Source organism: Bacillus sp. B4EP4a (assembly GCF_006680105.1).
Taxonomy (GTDB): Bacteria; Bacillota; Bacilli; order Bacillales; family DSM-1321; genus Peribacillus; species Peribacillus simplex_E.
Window position 1 is genome coordinate 76218 of the sequence record NZ_VHIK01000037.1, and the last position, 18791, is coordinate 95008.

Annotated in this window: 17 protein-coding genes and 1 pseudogene; 4 read left to right on the plus strand and 14 right to left on the minus strand. The window is 38.9% G+C overall.

What is annotated here, in order from left to right; translation table 11 throughout:
- Nucleotides 1–78 precede the first annotated feature (78 nt).
- Together cysI and FNK51_RS18445 are read right to left on the minus strand one after the other, a co-directional pair.
- Complete coding sequence (gene cysI / locus FNK51_RS18440) at nucleotides 79–1809, minus strand: assimilatory sulfite reductase (NADPH) hemoprotein subunit (RefSeq protein WP_141994247.1); 1731 nt, start codon at nucleotides 1807–1809, stop codon at nucleotides 79–81.
- A 27-nt stretch (nucleotides 1810–1836) separates the two neighbouring features.
- Complete coding sequence (locus FNK51_RS18445) at nucleotides 1837–3651, minus strand: assimilatory sulfite reductase (NADPH) flavoprotein subunit (RefSeq protein WP_141994248.1); 1815 nt, start codon at nucleotides 3649–3651, stop codon at nucleotides 1837–1839.
- A gap of 336 nt (nucleotides 3652–3987) precedes the next feature.
- Between FNK51_RS18445 and FNK51_RS18450 the strand changes: the two genes are divergently transcribed.
- Together FNK51_RS18450 and FNK51_RS18455 are read left to right on the plus strand one after the other, a co-directional pair.
- The gene (locus tag FNK51_RS18450; RefSeq protein WP_098371959.1) at nucleotides 3988–4896 is read left to right on the plus strand and encodes a LysR family transcriptional regulator; all 909 of its coding nucleotides are present in this window, start codon (nucleotides 3988–3990) and stop codon (nucleotides 4894–4896) included.
- Nucleotides 4897–5115: 219 nt separating this feature from the next.
- Nucleotides 5116–5433: an iron-sulfur cluster biosynthesis family protein gene (locus FNK51_RS18455; RefSeq protein ID WP_141994249.1), complete on the plus strand. Its 318-nt coding sequence runs from the start codon at nucleotides 5116–5118 to the stop codon at nucleotides 5431–5433.
- A 612-nt stretch (nucleotides 5434–6045) separates the two neighbouring features.
- Here the strand turns inward: FNK51_RS18455 and FNK51_RS18460 are convergent.
- Entirely contained in the window at nucleotides 6046–6543 is a 498-nt protein-coding gene (locus tag FNK51_RS18460; RefSeq protein WP_141994250.1) for an LURP-one-related/scramblase family protein, read from the minus strand.
- Nucleotides 6544–6641: 98 nt separating this feature from the next.
- On the opposite strand from FNK51_RS18460, the pseudogene FNK51_RS18465 reads away from it, so the two are divergent.
- Nucleotides 6642–7262: pseudogene (locus FNK51_RS18465) on the plus strand (helix-turn-helix transcriptional regulator); the annotation flags it as partial.
- Between the two features lie 547 nt (nucleotides 7263–7809).
- Here the strand turns inward: FNK51_RS18465 and FNK51_RS18470 are convergent.
- The 5 genes from FNK51_RS18470 to FNK51_RS18490 form a co-directional block, all read right to left on the minus strand.
- The gene (locus FNK51_RS18470) at nucleotides 7810–8187 is read right to left on the minus strand and encodes a hypothetical protein (RefSeq protein WP_098371956.1); all 378 of its coding nucleotides are present in this window, start codon (nucleotides 8185–8187) and stop codon (nucleotides 7810–7812) included.
- A 53-nt stretch (nucleotides 8188–8240) separates the two neighbouring features.
- Nucleotides 8241–8537, minus strand: a complete 297-nt coding sequence (locus tag FNK51_RS18475) for a hypothetical protein (protein ID WP_141994252.1) — start codon at nucleotides 8535–8537, stop codon at nucleotides 8241–8243.
- A 669-nt stretch (nucleotides 8538–9206) separates the two neighbouring features.
- Nucleotides 9207–10058, minus strand: a complete 852-nt coding sequence (locus tag FNK51_RS18480) for an aldo/keto reductase (RefSeq protein ID WP_141994253.1) — start codon at nucleotides 10056–10058, stop codon at nucleotides 9207–9209.
- Between the two features lie 70 nt (nucleotides 10059–10128).
- Nucleotides 10129–10869, minus strand: coding sequence for an SDR family oxidoreductase (locus FNK51_RS18485; protein ID WP_141994326.1), 741 nt, complete (start codon nucleotides 10867–10869; stop codon nucleotides 10129–10131).
- A gap of 99 nt (nucleotides 10870–10968) precedes the next feature.
- Nucleotides 10969–12141 (minus strand): MFS transporter, encoded by a 1173-nt coding sequence (locus FNK51_RS18490; protein WP_141994254.1) that lies wholly within the window; start codon nucleotides 12139–12141, stop codon nucleotides 10969–10971.
- Nucleotides 12142–12535: 394 nt separating this feature from the next.
- Between FNK51_RS18490 and FNK51_RS18495 the strand changes: the two genes are divergently transcribed.
- Nucleotides 12536–13453, plus strand: coding sequence for an AraC family transcriptional regulator (locus tag FNK51_RS18495; protein WP_141994255.1), 918 nt, complete (start codon nucleotides 12536–12538; stop codon nucleotides 13451–13453).
- A 115-nt stretch (nucleotides 13454–13568) separates the two neighbouring features.
- Here FNK51_RS18495 and FNK51_RS18500 read toward each other — a convergent pair whose 3' ends face one another.
- The 6 genes from FNK51_RS18500 to srlA form a co-directional block, all read right to left on the minus strand.
- Nucleotides 13569–14258, minus strand: coding sequence for a DUF4405 domain-containing protein (locus FNK51_RS18500; RefSeq protein ID WP_141994256.1), 690 nt, complete (start codon nucleotides 14256–14258; stop codon nucleotides 13569–13571).
- Between the two features lie 104 nt (nucleotides 14259–14362).
- Nucleotides 14363–15088: a cytochrome P460 family protein gene (locus FNK51_RS18505; protein ID WP_141994257.1), complete on the minus strand. Its 726-nt coding sequence runs from the start codon at nucleotides 15086–15088 to the stop codon at nucleotides 14363–14365.
- 699 nt (nucleotides 15089–15787) lie between these two features.
- Complete coding sequence (locus FNK51_RS18510; protein WP_141994258.1) at nucleotides 15788–16588, minus strand: SDR family oxidoreductase; 801 nt, start codon at nucleotides 16586–16588, stop codon at nucleotides 15788–15790.
- Nucleotides 16589–16778: 190 nt separating this feature from the next.
- Nucleotides 16779–17144 carry a PTS glucitol/sorbitol transporter subunit IIA gene (locus FNK51_RS18515; protein ID WP_141994259.1) on the minus strand — a complete coding sequence of 122 codons (366 nt, stop codon included), beginning with the start codon at nucleotides 17142–17144 and terminating at the stop codon, nucleotides 16779–16781.
- 56 nt (nucleotides 17145–17200) lie between these two features.
- Nucleotides 17201–18226 (minus strand): PTS glucitol/sorbitol transporter subunit IIB, encoded by a 1026-nt coding sequence (gene srlE / locus FNK51_RS18520; protein WP_141994260.1) that lies wholly within the window; start codon nucleotides 18224–18226, stop codon nucleotides 17201–17203.
- Between the two features lie 13 nt (nucleotides 18227–18239).
- Nucleotides 18240–18785, minus strand: coding sequence for a PTS glucitol/sorbitol transporter subunit IIC (gene srlA / locus FNK51_RS18525; RefSeq protein WP_063233613.1), 546 nt, complete (start codon nucleotides 18783–18785; stop codon nucleotides 18240–18242).
- Nucleotides 18786–18791 lie beyond the last annotated feature (6 nt).

The following is an 18791-nucleotide window of genomic DNA, read 5'->3' on the forward strand; positions in this document are numbered from 1 at the left end:
ATTCTTATCATTGCACTACGGAAAAATTTTGAATACAAAAAGAGACAGGAAATTATACCTGTCTCTCGTTGCATTTAATCAATCATGGAAATTCATTCCATCCGTCACTTCTTTAACAATGCCCGCATTGATGACAAAGTCTCCGAAATGCTCTCCTTGCTGACGTTCTTTTGCATATCGGGAAAGAAGTACACGCAATTCTTTTAATATCTCTTCTTCACCGATGTTTTCACGGTACATTTTGCTTAATCGGCTTCCGTCGAAGGCTGCACCGAGATACATATTATATTTGCCAGGTGCCTTACCGATAAAACCAATTTCCCCGAGTGCATGCCGGGCACAGCCATTCGGGCAACCGGTCATGCGAATCGTGATTTCTTCGTTCCTTAGGCCGTTTTCATCAACGATCTCCTCGACTTTATCAAGCAGAACCGGCAAATAACGCTCTGCTTCGGCCATTGCCAACCCGCATGTTGGAAGCGCCACGCATGCAATCGAGCTGCGTCGGAGTGCTGAATGATGTGCACCATCCGTCAAACCGTATGTTTCAAGCAATTCGATGATCTTCTTCTTTTGCTGACTTGACACATCTGCAATGATTAGGTTTTGATTGGCCGTCAAACGGAAATCACCCGAATGGATCTTTGCGATTTCACGCAAACCGGTCATCAGCTTGTAATCATTGATATCGGCAATTCGGCCACCCTCGACAAATAGTGTAAAATGCCATTTTCCTTGCATGCCTTTTACCCATCCATAGCGGTCACCATTATTATCAAAATGATAAGTTCTCGCTTCCTCCAGCTTCCATTCTAGACGATTTTCCAATTCAGCCTTTACCGCTTCGAGCCCAAGTCTGTCTACCGTATACTTAAACCGAGCATTTTTCCGTACGGAGCGGTTTCCATAATCACGCTGAATCGTAATGACTTTTTCAGCCACATCCAGTATTTGATCAGGGTTGCAAAAGCCGATTATTTTGGCTAGTTGAGGATATGTCGCCTTGTCACCATGGGTCATTCCCATACCGCCGCCGATCGCCACATTAAAACCAACGAGTTTTCCATTTTCAACAATTGCTATGAAGCCAAGATCCTGGGAGTAAACATCAATGTCATTGGATGGAGGGACCGCAATGCCTATTTTAAACTTCCTTGGCAAATAAAGCTTACCATACATTGGTTCGACTTCCTCCACTTCAGGAGTACCAACCACTTTTTCTTCATCCAGCCAGATTTCATGGTACGCCCTTGTACGTGGCAAAAGATAATCACTCAATTTTTTCGACCATTCATATACTTCGGAATGAATTTCGGATTGAAATGGAATCGAATTGCACATTACGTTCCGGTTTACATCACCGCATGCAGCGATGGTATCCAGCATGGAAGCATGGATTTCCTGAATGGTTTTTTTCATATTCCATTTTAAAATGCCATGCATTTGAAACGTCTGTCTTGTTGTCAATTTCAAGGTTCCGTTTCCATATTTCTGAGCAAGGTCATCCATAACAAGCCATTGAGAAGGCTGTGCCACCCCGCCGGGCATGCGGACACGCAACATAAACTGATAGGCAGGCTCCAGTTTTTGTTTCTGACGCTCATTGCGTAGATCCCGGTCATCCTGCAAATAACTGCCGTGATGTTTCATTAGTCGATTGTCATCATCCGGAATACCGGCACTAATCCGATCCTGCATCACTTTTCCAAGTGTACCTCGCAAATAATCGCTTTTGTCTTTAATTTGCTCAACATCACTAGGCGGTCCTTCTGGTGCTTTCAATAGTGCTTTCAATAGTGGGTTCACCATGTTGTTATCTCCTTTTCCTCCAAATTTTCAGTACACATCACGTTGATAGCGTTTATTTTGTTGCAATTCTTCAAGATAAGCTTGCGCATCAGCATGGCTCATATTGCCTTCTTTTTCAATGATCTCAATAAGCGTATTATGGACGTCATGTGCCATGTTTTTCTCGTCACCGCAAATGTATACAGCTGCCCCTTCTTGAAGCCATTCGTATAATTCCCCGCTGTGCTCGCGCATCCGGTTTTGAACATACACTTTTTCATCAGTATCACGTGAAAAGGCAACATCCATTTTCGTAAGTACGCCTGTTTCCAACCACTTTTGCCATTCAGTCTGATAAAGGAAGTCCGTCACGAAATGCTGATCGCCGAAAAAGAGCCACGTTTTCCCTTTCGCTTCCGATTCTTCGCGATACTGGATAAAGGATCTGAACGGAGCTATGCCCGTTCCCGGTCCAACCATGATTATTGGAGTGTCTGGGTTCTTCGGCTGCTTGAAATTCTGGTTATGCTGAATGTAAATAGGCAGCATGTCCCCAGGCTGTAATTGGTCTGCACATAAAATGGAGCAGACACCTTTTCTTTCTCGTCCGTGACTTTCATACCGGACAGCTCCGATTGTCAAATGCACTTCATCCGGATATGCGGATAAGCTACTCGCAATCGAATATAAGCGGGCTGGAATTTTCCGGAGAATTGATACGAATTCTTGCGCCGATTCGCCCCATGAGCCAAAATCACGGACAAAATCAAGCAAATCACGGCCTTCACGATATTCTTTTAATCTATCTTCATTACCAGGCACTAAAAGCTCCTTTAAATCCTCGTTATCTGAAAGCTGGGCCGCTTGTTCAATGAGGGATTTTGTCAAAACCGTAATTTCAAAATCGGAGATGAGCGATTCCCTAAGCTGACGAACTTCTCCCTGCTTATTGATCTTCACGGTTTCTTCTGGGTCCCAATTGAGTTCCTTAAGAAGCATATCCACTAAATCCGAATCATTTTTCGGATATATACCAAGGCTGTCTCCAGGTTCGAATGTAAGACCAGAGCCCTCAAGAGATAACTCGAGATGATGTGTCTCTTTATTGGAGCCACGACCGTTTAAGTTTATATTTTCAAGGACTTCCGCTTTAAACGGATTTTTTCTCGAATACGTTTGTTCACCTACTGAAGCCATCGTTGCGGGAACTGCAGCAACAGAACTGCCTTGCCCTTCATTTAAACTAGAAATGACTCCTGCCAGCCATTCGGAAGCAGGCTCATCATAATCAAGGTCACAGTCCATCCGCGGAAATAACCGTGTCCCTCCTAGTTCCTCCAAGCGTTTATCGAATTGTTTTCCAGTTTCACAGAAAAACTCATATGAGCTGTCCCCAAGCGCCAATACTGAAAAGCGGAGACCTTCAAGGCTTGGTGCCCTCCTGCCATGAAGGTACTCATGGAAAGACAATGTATTATCCGGCGGATCACCTTCTCCATGCGTGCTAACGGAAATGAGGAGATTTTGGACCTTTTTCAAATTGTTGAATTTAAAGTCACTCATGGATGAAATGGTAACCTGAAAGCCATTACCCTCAAGCTTACTCGCCGCATTTTCTGCCAGTCCTTGAGCATTTCCCGACTGTGAACCATAAAGTATGGTCACCTCTTTTGAAACTGTCTTTACGCTGCTTTGAGCTTCCAATACCGGAGCGTCGGCTGAACTCATATTCGAAACTGACAAAGATGCAGTCAGATAACCGCTCAACCAAACTTTTTGTGTTTCTGTCAAGTTAGGCAGGAGGCTGTTAAGGCGCTCTGCCTGCTCATGATTAAAGGGACTGTTACTTACCTGAAGTTGCACGATTTCCACCTCACAAAGGGATATTAACTTATCTTAGTTGACTCTTAGGTATAACGAGTAGGTTAAACATTTTTATTTCCATCCATAAAATAATTAACTCGTTTACTCCTATAGACGAAGTCGGTTTTAACTCCAAAAAAAATTGAAAATACAGGCATATAGGTTCATAGCACGCTACAAATAAAAAATAAGGTTATAAAGGACGTTAACCTTCCCCAGCTTATACTCTTCCTAAAATAAGTTTCTCATTAAAACTTTACTGGAAGGCACATCATTAGTAAAATATATATAATTTATTGTAACTATTAAGAATATTAATAATAAGGAGAAATTTCTATGTACTATGATGCTCTAAAAACATTTGTGACCCTTGTGGAAGTCAAGAATTTTACAAAAACAGCAGAAATGCTTCTTATGTCGCAACCCAGTGTTAGTTTGCATATAAAAAAATTAGAAGAAGAGTTCCAAACCAAATTATTTCTCCGTTCTCCTAAATTCCTAAAAGTCACCTTAACGGGAGAAATTCTTTACGACCGGGCCAAGCAAATGATCACAATCTATGAACAGACCAGACAAGACATTCAGGAACACGATAGGTCCATCAAGGGCGAATTGAAGATAGGAGCAAGTTTTACAATAGGAGAGTATATCCTTCCTTCTTTACTCATCGACCTTCAAGAGGAATATCCTGAACTTGAACTTCAAGTCGTAATCGGAAACACGGAAGAAATCGTTCAAGCCGTTCGGCTATACAAAGTGGATATTGGTTTAATCGAAGGTCAAACTAATGAAAAAGAGCTTTCAGTTCACCCATTCATGCAAGATGAGCTATTCATTGTGTCTTCCAACAATCATGAACTCGCTAATAAAGACGAAGTCGAGATTACTGATTTACATGACCAAGCATGGGTAACAAGGGAAGTTGGATCTGGAACACGTGAATACCTTAATCACGTCATACGTTCAAATGGATTGAAAATTAAATCGATACTCACGATAAGCAGTAATCAAGGGATTAAAGAAACACTTATAAAAAACGGCTTAGGACTGGCCCTTCTTTCCCAAAGTGTAATTGAAAGGGATGTACAAAATAAAATCCTTTCTATTATTCAGGTGAAAAAAGAATCCTTTAACAGAACACTTTCGTACGTCTATTCTCCAATTATGGAAGATAAAAAGAATGTCAAAACTTTCATAACTGAATTAAACAAAAAATGGCCTATGAAAGCAAAGCCGATAGGATGATCATTGGGGAGGACTATGTTCTAAAATCGATTAATTGGAGCTTATTTATTTTGGGAAAGCCCCTTTTTTTGAAACTCTATTATATCGCTAGGAAAGGTATAACACATTAACTTATAAACAATTGGGTATACGAATAAATAGAGGATTCTTCATAGATTGATTTTTGTTTTCCTTGTATGGATAAAAAATAATATCAATTTTTGTATGGGAGCGGGTTTTATGAATATTGAGATTAAAGAAGCAGCGATTGAACAACTAAGAAAAGTGGATTATAAAGAGAATGAAGGTGCTCGTATCGAAGCCATTTTTGTTGGAAGCTGTTCGATTTATGAGGAACACGAATTGAAAATTGATAATAAGAATGAAGATGATGAGAGATTCATAATTGATGGGGTCCCCCTATTAATATCAAGTGAGTCCAAAAAGCATCTTCCGGATAAAGTCTTTCTTAACTACAGTGATGGACTTGGATACAAATTATATTCAGACGAAGAAACATTGAGATATAATCTCCAGTTGAATAGAGTGAATTTTTAAAAATGAACATAGTAAAAAGCCCTTCTGTTTCAGTTGGGCTTTTTGTGCTTATACTCAGGGAATTTATCATCGGCACTTACCTAAAGGGATTTTTATTTTCCCATGGGATAGCACTGCATTACCATTAGGCAACTGATTTTCGAGTAATTTATTTCCCTACTAGTAATAATCACAATCATTAAATTAAATTACCACCAAATAAAAAAATGACCAATTGTTCATTTTAATCCCTTATTTAGGGTCTAATATATTGTTATTCTATTATTTAGATAATTTTTCAGCACATCCAAAATCTAAAATGAGTATTGTCTAATAGGCTTCCCCAAAAAAGTTGCTTCAGTAACCTCCCTTATTGAAGCAACCTTTTGAATAACCAAATCTGCCCCGATAGTTGCATAAAGAAAAAGCTGCCTTAAAGACAGCTCCGATCTTCAGCCTGTTAGTTCTATAAGAAAAGCGAATCTTATTCAAGAATCGCGCCCGATAACTGAAGAACGAATATAAAACCTTGGTACCAAATGGCCTTGTCATTTATTTATGATACGGTTCACCGCACCTATTCAAGCAGTGAATTTTTAAAAACTGTCAGCCTTTTAATTTTACACTTCTACTTTATATCGACGCTGCTGATGAAGCAGCTGCTTGATCAGCCTTCACACAATCAATTGCAACAACGAGTGCAATAATAATGGTTTCCATCTCTTCATCTATTATTTGAACCTTGTAGCTATCGCCCCAAGTGAACCACTCCTTTCCCACTTTACCTACGATTTTACCATGCTGTAAAACTTGAAAATCCATATCCCACCAATTACCATGTACTTCAATGCCTGCCGCATCAATTGTATATCGTGCTTTTAAGAAGGAAAATTCCTTCTTTATTGTTAATACCTCCCGACCATTCACCTCAACCAAAAACTTTGGTAAAAAGCTGAACACCTTTTTCGTAATGAGTGCTACTTCATCTCTTGCTGTATTCATAATGGAGAAAGTCTTTGGAACTTGCATAAAACTTCCCTCCACATAATATATATCCTTCTCATGCTGATCCTTTACTGTAAATTTCCCGCTAAGACTGAATACCTTCTGCTTTATATAAAGCTGCCTCATACTTATGCCTCCCAACCTTAAGTCTTTTATATTACTTACGTTTGAAATGGGCATTGGTTCCAATCTTATGCATTAAATTCCAAATAATAGCCCCACTTTCGGGTTGTGTCTATATTTGCTTAAATCTTTCTCCTTTTTTTGTTTTATCACAAGAACTCTATACTACATATGTAAAACCTTATATTCAAGCGACTAATTTACCTTACTTATATGTAGATGCAAATGAGATTTGGGGGGGGAATATTTTAGATGCAATTTTAAAAATCTATCAAAGTATTGAGCAAAAGCCCCAATACTATGAAGTCGATATAACCATGCAACTAACATTAATTTGGAAAAACTTAATCGATAATGGTTTTAAACTAGAATATGTCCAGACAGAAGTATTAAAGAGTCAAAGAATGAAGGAAATGTTAAGTTGGATACATCAGCATTATGCAGAAAAAATTATGTTAGAAGATATTGCGAGGGCTGGTCAGCTGAGCCGTTCTGAATGCTGTCGGTATTTCAAGCGGTTTTTAAAATGTACTCCATTAAATTATGTTATGGATTATCGTATTCAAAGGAGCTTATATCTACTGCAGCAAGGTGATTCTACTATTACTGAGGTTGCCTATCAAGTTGGTTTTAATAGTACAAGCTATTATATTAAAGAATTTAGAAATTCCATGAACATGACTCCCTTAGCATACAAAAAAAATAAAATGTATAATGACTAAGCGACACGTACAGAATGTAGAAACGTCACATTTATTTGAAATGGTCAACAAACAAAATAAACTCACCGTTCGGGAATTTATGAAAATATTTATTCCATCATTTTTCTCATATTCTGTATCTCTAGATTAATAAAAGTGAAAGACGATAAACCCCATGGCTCCCAAGGGGTTTATTTTGGTGTAACTTCCTCTAATGGAGATGTGATTTATTTAAAAAATAATTTAATTGATAAGAGAGAATTGCTATGACTATTTTGTAGAGGTTGGTATGACGTGAAGATGACCTCACAATATGAACAGGGAAAGATTTATGTTGCCTAATATTGTGAGGAATGTTTCCCGCCTGTGAAAAATAACGTGGCAAAGCTTCCAACATTTCGCTATTTTCCTTGGGACGTAAAGGTAGCCAAACAAATAAAACCCCCGCACCAACTTTTCAGGCTGATACAAGGGCAATAGTTGCGTTTTATTGATTAAACGAATTTGTTTGGGTGCAAAAAGAGTCTTTAGCCTTTACAAATCAATCCCAGGTCTTTCATTTAGTGAATTAATCAAAAAAGATTAAATGCATATCACTGTTAGTCCTTGATTTCGCAAAAAATTCCGCTTCATTTCCTCCATCAACAAAGTTACCAATACCCCGGAAAATACCACATTCGCCTCGATCTAAATATCTTACCCCTACATAATCATTATAACTGTCAGGATCGTACTCCCATAATTCAACTTTTAACTTACCAGCTGGACCCACGTAAGAATCCCGACAAATCTTATAATCACCACCAGTAGAGGCAAACACATCACTTTCAGCACCATTAGAATAAAGAGATTGTTCTCCTAAATAATCCCAGCCACTTGCAAATGTAGAAGAAGGGAACAACAACGCAGCGACCAATGCCACAGCACTCATTTTAAACATTTTCATGCTCATTCCTCCTCACCCGTTTTGACTTGAAACACATTATTCTCCATATAATTTTAATCAATATTTTTTATATTATCATCTATCCAAAGATTCAATTTTTCATGAAGCGTTTTTGTAGTATCCACTACTTCATACGCTACATATGAAATTAGAGAAATAAGTGAAATGTGCTCGTCATTCAGTTTTGAAATATATTTCTGAATCATCTTTAAACTTTTAAGCCTTCCAGGATCAAGTAAACGAATTACCTCTGAATCCACCATTTGGGTAAAGACGTCCCGATTTCTACTACCAGCAATCAGCAGCATAGTTGTGGCTAAACTGACGCTACAATCCATTGAAAAAGCCAAGGCTGAAATTCTTTCAGGTTCCCAAGCTTTGAATCTTAAATGGAGCCCTTCCTTCTGAATGATATTCCTCTTTTGAATTACCTCTGCTTCAAGGTCTCAAAATCGTATTATCGTTCCTGTAGTCTCTTTTGAAATACATAGACAAGCTCTCCATGTATTCCCTCGAATTAATGGCAGCGATTATTATTTTTTCCCCTATATCCTTTATAGGCTGATTTAAAAAAAGTCTGAAGCGGTTTTCACTCCAGGCCCACCAAAAAGAACCTCATAAGAGATTCATTAAGGTGTATCAACTAATTTATCTACTAAATTTCCATTTTCATCAAAAATGTAAAGGGATGGAGGCCAAGTTGTCCAATCTTCGGCTGCGGGAATTAAAAATACTGCACAGATAAGGATAAACGATAACCTTGATAAAATTTCATTTACATTCCCCCTATTTAATCTTTATATAGTGTTTATTGTATCATTTTTCCAAAGTCTACTCTTCATTTTAAGTGGTTTGAAATCCTGCGAATAGGCGAGTATTCGTGAGCATTATCTATTAAACTGAGGGATTTCAATAAGAACGTAATAATTTAATAAAAACAGCCAGTTAGGTAAACGGCTGTTTTTGAAATGAAAATATACATGAACTACCATAGAATTAACGCAAGGTGTATGATTGCATTAAATATCAAGTTTACGGGTACCAATCCATTTCACAATTTCAGGATCGCGATGTGAAAAGAACAAGCTTTCTTTCGTATCTAAAGTAGCGATTCTTTCCATATCCTCTTGACCTAATTCAAAGTCAAAGATATTGAAATTTTCAATCATTCTTTCCTTACGAACAGACTTCGGAATCGCAACGACTCCTCTTTGTGTCAACCATCGTAGAATAATCTGGGCAACGGATTTATTATGGTTTTCGGCTATTGATACTAAAATTTCGTTTTGGAACATGTTATTTTTTCCTTCAGCAAATGGTCCCCAAGATTCTATTTGAACATTGTTCTCTCTCATAAACTTAGCACTTTCTATTTGCTGGCAGAAAGGATGTGTCTCAACCTGGTTTACAGCAGGGATTACTTCATTATGAGTCATCAAATCCATCAGACGGTCCATTTGGAAGTTACTAACTCCGATAGCCTTGACTTTACCTTCACGATACAAGTCCTCCATAGCGCGCCAAGAACCATATACATCTCCGAATGGCTGATGAATTAAATACAAATCCAAATAATTCAATTGCAGTCTTTCAAGTGAACGACGGAATGCTTTCTTTGTGCTTTCATAACCAGCATCCTGAACCCAGAGTTTTGTGGTAATAAACAATTCCTCTCTTGGCACATCACTCCGTTTGATGGCTCTGCCGACTGCTTCTTCATTTAGATAAGAGGCAGCAGTATCGATTAGGCGATAGCCTGCCATTATAGCGTCATAAACGACTTGTTCACACTCATTTTCATCTTGAATCTGAAAAACACCAAAGCCAAGTATAGGCATCTCAACACCATTGTTCAAAATTACTTTTTGCATATTAAAACCTCCTGTTTTTTAGTAAATCGGAACATACTATTTACAATAAACAACATTTATTGGTGTAAAATTATCTATCTTGATGTGTAGGACGAATAAGCATTTCATTAATTGCTACATCTGATGGCTGTTCAATGGCAAAAGCTATCGCACCAGCAATACTCTCAGCGTCTATCGCACCTTCATAAGCTTTATCGATTCCTGGTTTAAGATCCATATCTGTAATGTAATTTATTAATTCACTTGTAACTGCTCCTGGTGAGATAATGGTTGTGCGGATATTATTGATATACTCTTCTTTACGTAAACCTTCCGTAATTGCACGTACAGCAAACTTTGTTCCTGCATAGACCGTACTTCCAGCTCCAACAACATGTCCAGCTACTGAAGACAAATTAATGACATGTCCTGATTTTTGTTCTCGCATGGATGGAAGCACAGCCGCAATCCCATAAAGTACGCCTTTAATATTGACGTCAATCATCTTATTCCAGTCTTCGATTCTTTTCTTATAAAGAAATGAATGCGGCATGACGCCAGCATTATTCACTAATATATCAATTTTTCCGAACTCTTGAAGCGCATACTCAGCAAGCTCTTCCATTTGTTCATGTGACGTTACATCGGTTACTTTATAAATAGCTTTTCCACCATTTTTTTCGATGTCTTTCTGTAACTGTTGTAAACGTTCTTCACGACGAACTGCCCAGACCAACTTCGCACCTGTAGAAGTAAGTTTTTTAGCTGTTGCCTCTCCAATTCCACTAGAAGCACCTGTAATAATCACAACTTTATCTTTTGTATTAGACATCATTTATATCTATCCTTTCTTAATAAAAAGTAAATTTATTGATTCAGAGGAATTTGCCATCTAAAAGCAAATCATCTGCTGAATCTATTTTCTAAAACTTCACTGCTGTGCACTTGAGAGCTCACGGCTGCGTCTAAATGAAAACACTCCAATTAGTAGAGCAATCACGACTGATGTAGCTCCAACCCAACTGATCTCTTGTATTGATGACCTTCCCGCAACAATACCTCCAATTCCAGCACCCGCGGCAAATCCAAGTTGTACAAAGGAACTGTTCAGACTAAGCACGATACTAGAGGCTTCTGGAGTCAGCGAGACTAGATTAAAGTTTTGGGTAGGCCCGAACGTCCAAGCAGCGATTTCCCAAATCATGAGCAACGGGAGGGTAACCATTACCCATCCAAATCCAGAGACAGTAGACAGCAATACTAGCGAGATGATGTGGACAGCCATGGATCCGACCAGCGTGCGGACGATGCCGATCCGGTCTGCCAATAAGCCACCAACCTTAGAGCCAATCAAGCTCGCGATACCCATAGCTAAGAGAATCATACTCAATTTTTCTTTCATAGTTGGTATAACGGCGGTCAGAAAGGGAGTGATATACGTATTGAGCATTGAATAACTAATAAATACAAAGAAGGTTACACCAAGAGTGAATGCGACTCTCGGATTCTTCAAGAGAGCAAGACGCTTGCCCAGAGAAACAGCCGCCTCGCTTTCCATGACCGGAATCGTCCGTGCAACGGCAAAAATAGCCAGTAGGCTGCAGAGTCCGATGCCCCAGAAGATGACCTTCCAATCATAAGACGAAGCAATCATACGGCCAAGGGGAACGCCAAAGACAAGGGAAGAGCTATACCCCATTGCGACATTGGCCATCGCCCCACCCTGACGTCCAGGAGCCGCCAGTTTTGCAGCTATTCCATAGGCGGTGACAACGAAGCCCCCTGTTCCAATCCCTAGTAAAACGCGAGAGGCCATCAGCAATCCAAAGCCTGGAAGAGCAATTACCCCAATGACGCCGAGTAATATGATGGCGAGAGCCAGTAACAATTGCTTACGCTGATCCATCTTCGAGGTTGCTACCATAACAAAGGGCGTGCCGATTGCGTTACCGAGAGCGAATACGGTAATAAGCTGACCTGCGGTTGCTACCGATACATCGACGGAAGCAGCCACTTGATCCAACGTACCTACGATGACGAATTGTGAAGTACCGACCACGAAGCTAATAAGGGTCAGCATGTAAATTTTCCAAGTATTTTTCATTCTGTTCTATCTACTCCTTTATCTATGATGTGATATATTAAGTTTTGAATTTTAGACTTTTTGTATCTTGTTTAGTTCCCAGTAAAAATCCCCGTTGACTTTGAAGCCACAGCATAACAACAGCTTATTTCCATACAATCAGCCCGTTAGAAGAAACTTCTGGATCATTTCGTTCTACTCTACGCTTTGCTTGATTTATCTTTCATTCTTTGCATTATTATCGCTTTAAACGGTTATATTATTTAACCGCATCCTTATTATGCTACAAGGGAGAAAGCAAGCGGTATCCCATTCTTCTCAAATGATTGCCCAATCCTCTCACGACCATTTACGCAGAAAGTGAATTAGCATTATAATAGGACCAACACGGATGAAGATAACAAAGGAGGATTTTATGTTTGAACAATTATATAGACAAAGAGTTGAGCTCGCCAAAATCATAGAGAATCACACAGGACGTGACGGTACTCAAATGACTGCTATTCCGTCTTTATTTTTCTCCCGTTATTCTAATGATACTGGACCAAATTACGGAATTCACAAGCCTTCCTTATGCATAGTGGTTCAAGGGATGAAGGAGGTTTTGTTGTCACAGGAGCTCTTTAGGTACGGTCCTGCCGATTACCTTGTTGCATCCGTTAAGCTGCCAATTACCGGACAAGTCACGGAAGCCTCTTTCGAAGTGCCTTATCTTGCTCTCAAACTTGAATTTACACCGAGTGAAATATTAGAGGTGTTACGTGAATTCCAAATGGGAGTTGACAAAAAGGAAAATGCAAAACGAGGTATGTATGTCAACAAAACAGAGCCATCTTTGCTAGACGCGTTAACAAGATTAGCTCGTCTGCTAGATACTCCAAAAGATATCAAGGTACTTGCTCCTTTAATCGTGAAAGAAATCATCTATAGGGTTCTGCAAGGAGAACATGGGGATATGCTGAAACAAATAGCCATAGAAGGAAGTTCTACTCATCAAATCAGTGACGTGATTGAACATATCATGAATAACTATGAAAAGTCTTTTAAGATTGAGGAACTTGCGGAAATAGCAAATATGAGTGTTTCTTCACTTCATCGGCACTTTAAAGAGATAACCGCGATGAGCCCAATTCAATTCCAAAAACAACTGAGACTTCAAGAAGCCCGAAGCCTGTTATTATCCGAATCAGCAGATGCAGCAGATGTGGCATTCCAGGTAGGCTATGAAAGTCCATCACAATTCAGCCGTGAATATTCGCGCATGTTTGGTTTACCACCAAAAGAAGATATAAAGCACCTGAAGGAGGAATATGAACAAAGGGTAAAAGCTTGAATCTCCTTCACGTAGGTTCATTCTATGTATTAATTTAGTGGCAGCTACACTTTAAATAATATAAAAAAGTGCATTAATCTAATCCCGGATTAATGCACTTTTTTTATTCTGCAATTTACCTATCTTTGTACGCTATAGCTTTATCCTGCTTCCGAACAAATTTCAGAACATAATGAGTCCCACTGATATATATTCCCATGATAGCTAGATGATCTATTAAAAATCCCATGGAAGACTCATCAAAGCTCCAACCGAATGGATTATATATGGTTAACCTCGAAAGCATATCTCTCTCGAAGGAAGTCTGCACACCATAGACAACAATCAACACCGCTATTATACGGCATGCAATTGTGCGGATACGGCTCGTGTTGGTAATTCCCGTCATCTTTCGTACTGCATTGATTATGGTTCCCCAGGACATTCCTATATGCACAGCCATGAAGATAAATCCCCAATATGAAGCAATAACATGTATCTGTAATAGAGTCATGTCATTGTTTATAGAAATAAAGGCAAATATGTCACGGGAAATTGGCACAGAACTTATTATCACCACAGCCATGGATACAAGAAAAAGCAAATTGACCGTAATGTTCAGTATACGTTGTACATTGTGCTTTCCCTTAAAAATCGTTTTATACCATCGTCGATTTAAAATATTGTGGGCAATAAACAACAAAAACAATATAATTCCTATCAGTTCATGGATTGTATTTCCGGTAATCTGATAAGCCATTGCAACTAACATCAGAACGGTCATAGAAAGATCAATAACCAATCTGATTAACATATTTCGATTCAAGAAGTTCTCCTCTTTCTATTAATATTAATACCTGGGTCGGTTTTCCGTCAGGACGTACTATTGGTCATTACTTCGAGTTCCGTTCAAATGCTCAATCCCTATGTCTATTGATTAAAATGAATCATCAAAAGAACCTTCTGGATGATCCCTGCTTTTTCTTCATCTTCCATTAAGCGATTTCCATGTAAAATATCCAGCGAGTCCTCCAGATTATCACCTACCGCTTTTACCTTCCAGTGATTTGTAGGGATACCTGCAATCTGTGATTCTGTACTGCTGTCCTTTGATCCTGTAAAATCTTCAAGATCATAACTCTTCATTTCATCCAACGTGTTCACGAAGTCATCACGCTCCTGATTGGCGTGACAAGAAAAGCAGCGACCGATGTCTTCCTCGTAATCCACCGACTTGTCTCCATTGAATTCCTGGTATAGCCAATCGCCGTTACGCATCTCAGGGGGATTCTGATCTGCCCAGCCATCGCGCTTTACCATCACGAAGATTTCATCAAGCTTTTCATCCCTATAGATTTCGAGAGTGATGACGGTGTCGTCAGGGATTGACTGACCGTTCTGCACCGCTTCTATTGCTTCCTGGCTCGTGTAGAGCTCCTCCCTGACATTTCCTCGATTTACAGTCGTGTAGTTCACACCCTTATCGTAGTTCTCAGGGAATTTAACAAGTTCACGACTGAACTCAGACATCTCCTGCTGTGAGGTGTCACCCGATGGCCCCTTTTGAGAAATCCCATTTGTGTCATTATTGTTGTTGCAAGCAGTAAGAGTTAGGGACATAACCAGTGCAAGGAACGTAAATAATAGTTTTTTCATAATATTTTCCTCCTGCAATTTTTAGTATTTGTATTGATTCGTTGGAGTCAAAGTAGTATAAGATTCTGTGATGTGGTGCTGTTTTTATGGTTATAAATTCTGAATTACCAAAGGTAATGACTATTATTGGGGACTAGCTGCTTATGTTTCTTTTCACTACTCTGTTTAGAACTTTGAGTTTTATTTCAACAAAATAATTGTTATAGAAAAAGTAGAGGCTTTTTTATTATGCAGCAAATGAAAAAACGAACGATATCCTATTCCTATCAAATGGTTGCCTAATCCTACTACAATAAAAATTAAAGTTATACGCCTGCTTATTTTGACAAAATCACAAATATCTTCGTATAGAATGAAATGACTTAACTGCTATAAGTCATAACGATACCAGTGGGATATTATTGGTGAAGAATCTATTGTTATCCCCTATGAAAAACAGGGTCAATATATTAAGGAAGAAGTGAATAACATAGGGCAAAGAAGATTTAACCAGGAGTATAAACATTTAAAATGGAGTTTGTGAAGAAATGTACACTTAAATTACCTGACCCGTTAGTTCCATAAAAAAAAGGCTGCCGCAGCAACCCCTGTTAATGAACTAAAGCACCTGTTTGTTAATAAAAGACTTACTTAAAAGTTAAATGATAGAACATACAACGCTTCAATGTTGAATTTTAAAACCACCCAGCATCCTTGTATTTATCCGCGGGATTTTCCACCTGAAATATTAACGGTTGTACCTGTAATATAGCTAGAACGGTCTGAAGCTAGATAAGTGACCAATTCACCGATTTCATCCAATTTACCAGGTCGTCCAAGTGGTATCGTTTTGCTGTAATCTGATCCAAGACCCTCTACTGTCACTCCACGTGTGTATGCTAATGCTTCATTATAAGCATCTGTTGTTAAACCTGTTTGCTCATTAATCCCTGGTGCAACACCAACTACGCGGATGTTGAATTTCCCTAGTTCTTTTGCCCAAGAACGGGTAAAGCCATTGACAGCACCTTTTGTTGCCGAATAAACACTTTGTCCAGAAGATCCTTCCATACCTGCCTCAGAAGAAATATTAATGATAACGCCTTTATTATTTTTCACCATTACTCTCGCAACTGCCTGAGCACAAAGGTAAGGTCCTTTTTGATTGACGGCAACCATGAAATCAAAATCCTTTTCACTTAACTCATACTCTGGCTTTTCGCCACGGAAATCAACAAGTAAACGTGGTAAGTTTACACCCGCATTATTAACTAAGATATCTACAGTTCCAAATAAACCTGTGGCTTTTGTGACCATATTTTCAACGCTTTCTTTATTGGTAACGTCGCATTGAATATGATAAGTTCCATCAGTTTGTTCGCCAGTATTTACATTTAGATCGGAAACAATCACCTTTGTTCCGTTCTTTACTAAGTGTGCTGTAATTTTTGAGCCAATTCCAGATGCACCACCCGTAACAATTGCCACTTTATTTTCTAATTGATGCCATGATTCATTCATTCTTTTTCCTCCTTATTATATATAGAGTCGAGGATCATAGGTGAAATTTAAAAATAAGTAACAAACTCCAAATTACTTTTTTTGTTTTAGCTAAGTTAACTCTTACTGATGCAATTTTCTGAGAGAGTTTTGCTCCTTCGAGGAAACATCCCTCTTCTTGCATTTATTTCTATTTAAACCTTTGACAAGTTTATTTTTTCAAGATTCGAAGAGTTGTTCCTGCTGGCGGAATTTGTATATCTCTTTCTTCAAGATGTAAAGTGCCAGGTAATTCTGGCGTTTCAGAACCATTAAATTTTAACGTGATATGTCCAAGTGAACCTAAATTCTTTTTTACCACGTCACCTACAGAGGTAATGGTATATTGATGATTGCCTAAGACGAGAATGTCACCCTTTTCGATTTCACCATTAATTTCATTTACATCAATTAATAGGCAATAATCCGCTAATTCACTCGGAGCATCAGCTCCGAATAGGATGAACATTTTTTCTCCAAGAAAATCAGAGACAGATGCACCAAGTTGGTTAATTTGAGTTTGATAAACTGTCTGCACAAGAAACTCCTCCAATTCTTTGCTTTAAATAATCTATTCACAATCTATTCTAGTAATTATTCATATAAACCGAAGCTTGCAAGCCAAGCAATAAAAACGGTAGGTGCTCCGGTTAAAAAACGTCCGTACAATACGGAAGGAACTCCGACTTCAATGGTTTCCACTTCTGCCTCTGCCAATCCTAGCCCAACTGGAACAAAATCAGCTGCAGCCTGAGAGTTAATCGCGAAAAGAGCTGGCAATGCAAGGTGCGGAGGGATATTTCCTTTTCCAATTTCCACTCCAATTAATGTCCCAATGACCTGTGAAATAACAGCTCCCGGTCCTAAGAATGGTGATAATAATGGGAATGAGCATATTAAAGAGATTAAGAGCAAGCCCGGCAAAGAACCTGCAAATGGTGATAAATATTGTGCGAATACATCACCAATTCCAGATGCTTTAATCACTCCGATTAACATGGCCACAAAAGCCATAAACGGTAAAATGGTTTTAATGACAGTATCTATAGTGTCACGGCCAGCCTGATAAAACACGTTGACGATGGAACCCATCGCCATCCCAATGCGTGCTATGACGCCTTTAGGCTTTCTTTGTTCACTAATTTTTTTATCTGCGCTATACTTAGGTTTAGATATTGTTTTCTCAACTTGTCCGTTAGCATTGTTCACATTGGATATTGAAGGTGTTGCAGCACCTTCATACAATTCAATGTTTTGAGACTTTACTCCAGAAACGTAAATGTCCTCAGTAATGTGCATTGCTAACGGGCCACTTTGTCCAGTAGGCATGATATTGATCGTCATAATTCTTTTTTTGGGGTATAAGCCACATCGGAGCGTTCCGCCACAATCAATAATGACACACGCCATTTCATTCTCAGGTACACTCGTTTTAAAACCGTCGACTAATTCACAGCCTGTTAATTCTGCAATGGTGTCTGCAATATCCGGTCTTGTTCCGCCCGTTACATAAACCACTTTATTTTTTTCTTCTGTCGGTGAAATCACTAATGGCCCACCAAATCCTCCTTGCCCTGCATTGACGATAATTGACTTGTACTGCGTAACCGTTTGAGTCATCGCTTTCCCCTCCTTAGAGATCCACTGTTTCCTTCAATTTAACGCCTTGCTGTTTAGATACATAATAAGTTGTTAAATCTGTTACCCAGCCTCTTAAAAAGTTTGTGAAAATACCCACCAAGAAGTAACGAAGGGCTAGTTCTGTGGTTTCAAATCCCAGTGTTGTAATTCCTGCAGCAATTCCCAAGAATACGAACAACTCTCCTGGATTAACGTGTGGAAAAAGTCCATTATGCGTGTGGCAGGAATAAGAAGCAGCAGCATAATAGCTTGGTTTGTATTTTTCTGGCAAAAATTTACCGAGTGACAATGTCATTGGATTTGCCAAAGCGAACGTTCCAATTACCGGAAGAACAAAATATCTTGTAAGTGGGTTCTTACTCGATTTCTTTGCGATCCGTTCCACTCTTTCTTCTCCAACCAACCGTATAAGGGCATTCATTGCAACTAAAAGCATGATAAGAAGTGGAACAATACCTGTTACTAAATCGACAAAAGTTTCTGCCCCTGCTCTAAATAAATTCATAAACCCATCTGCTGCATTTGTAAGCCAATCCATTCAATT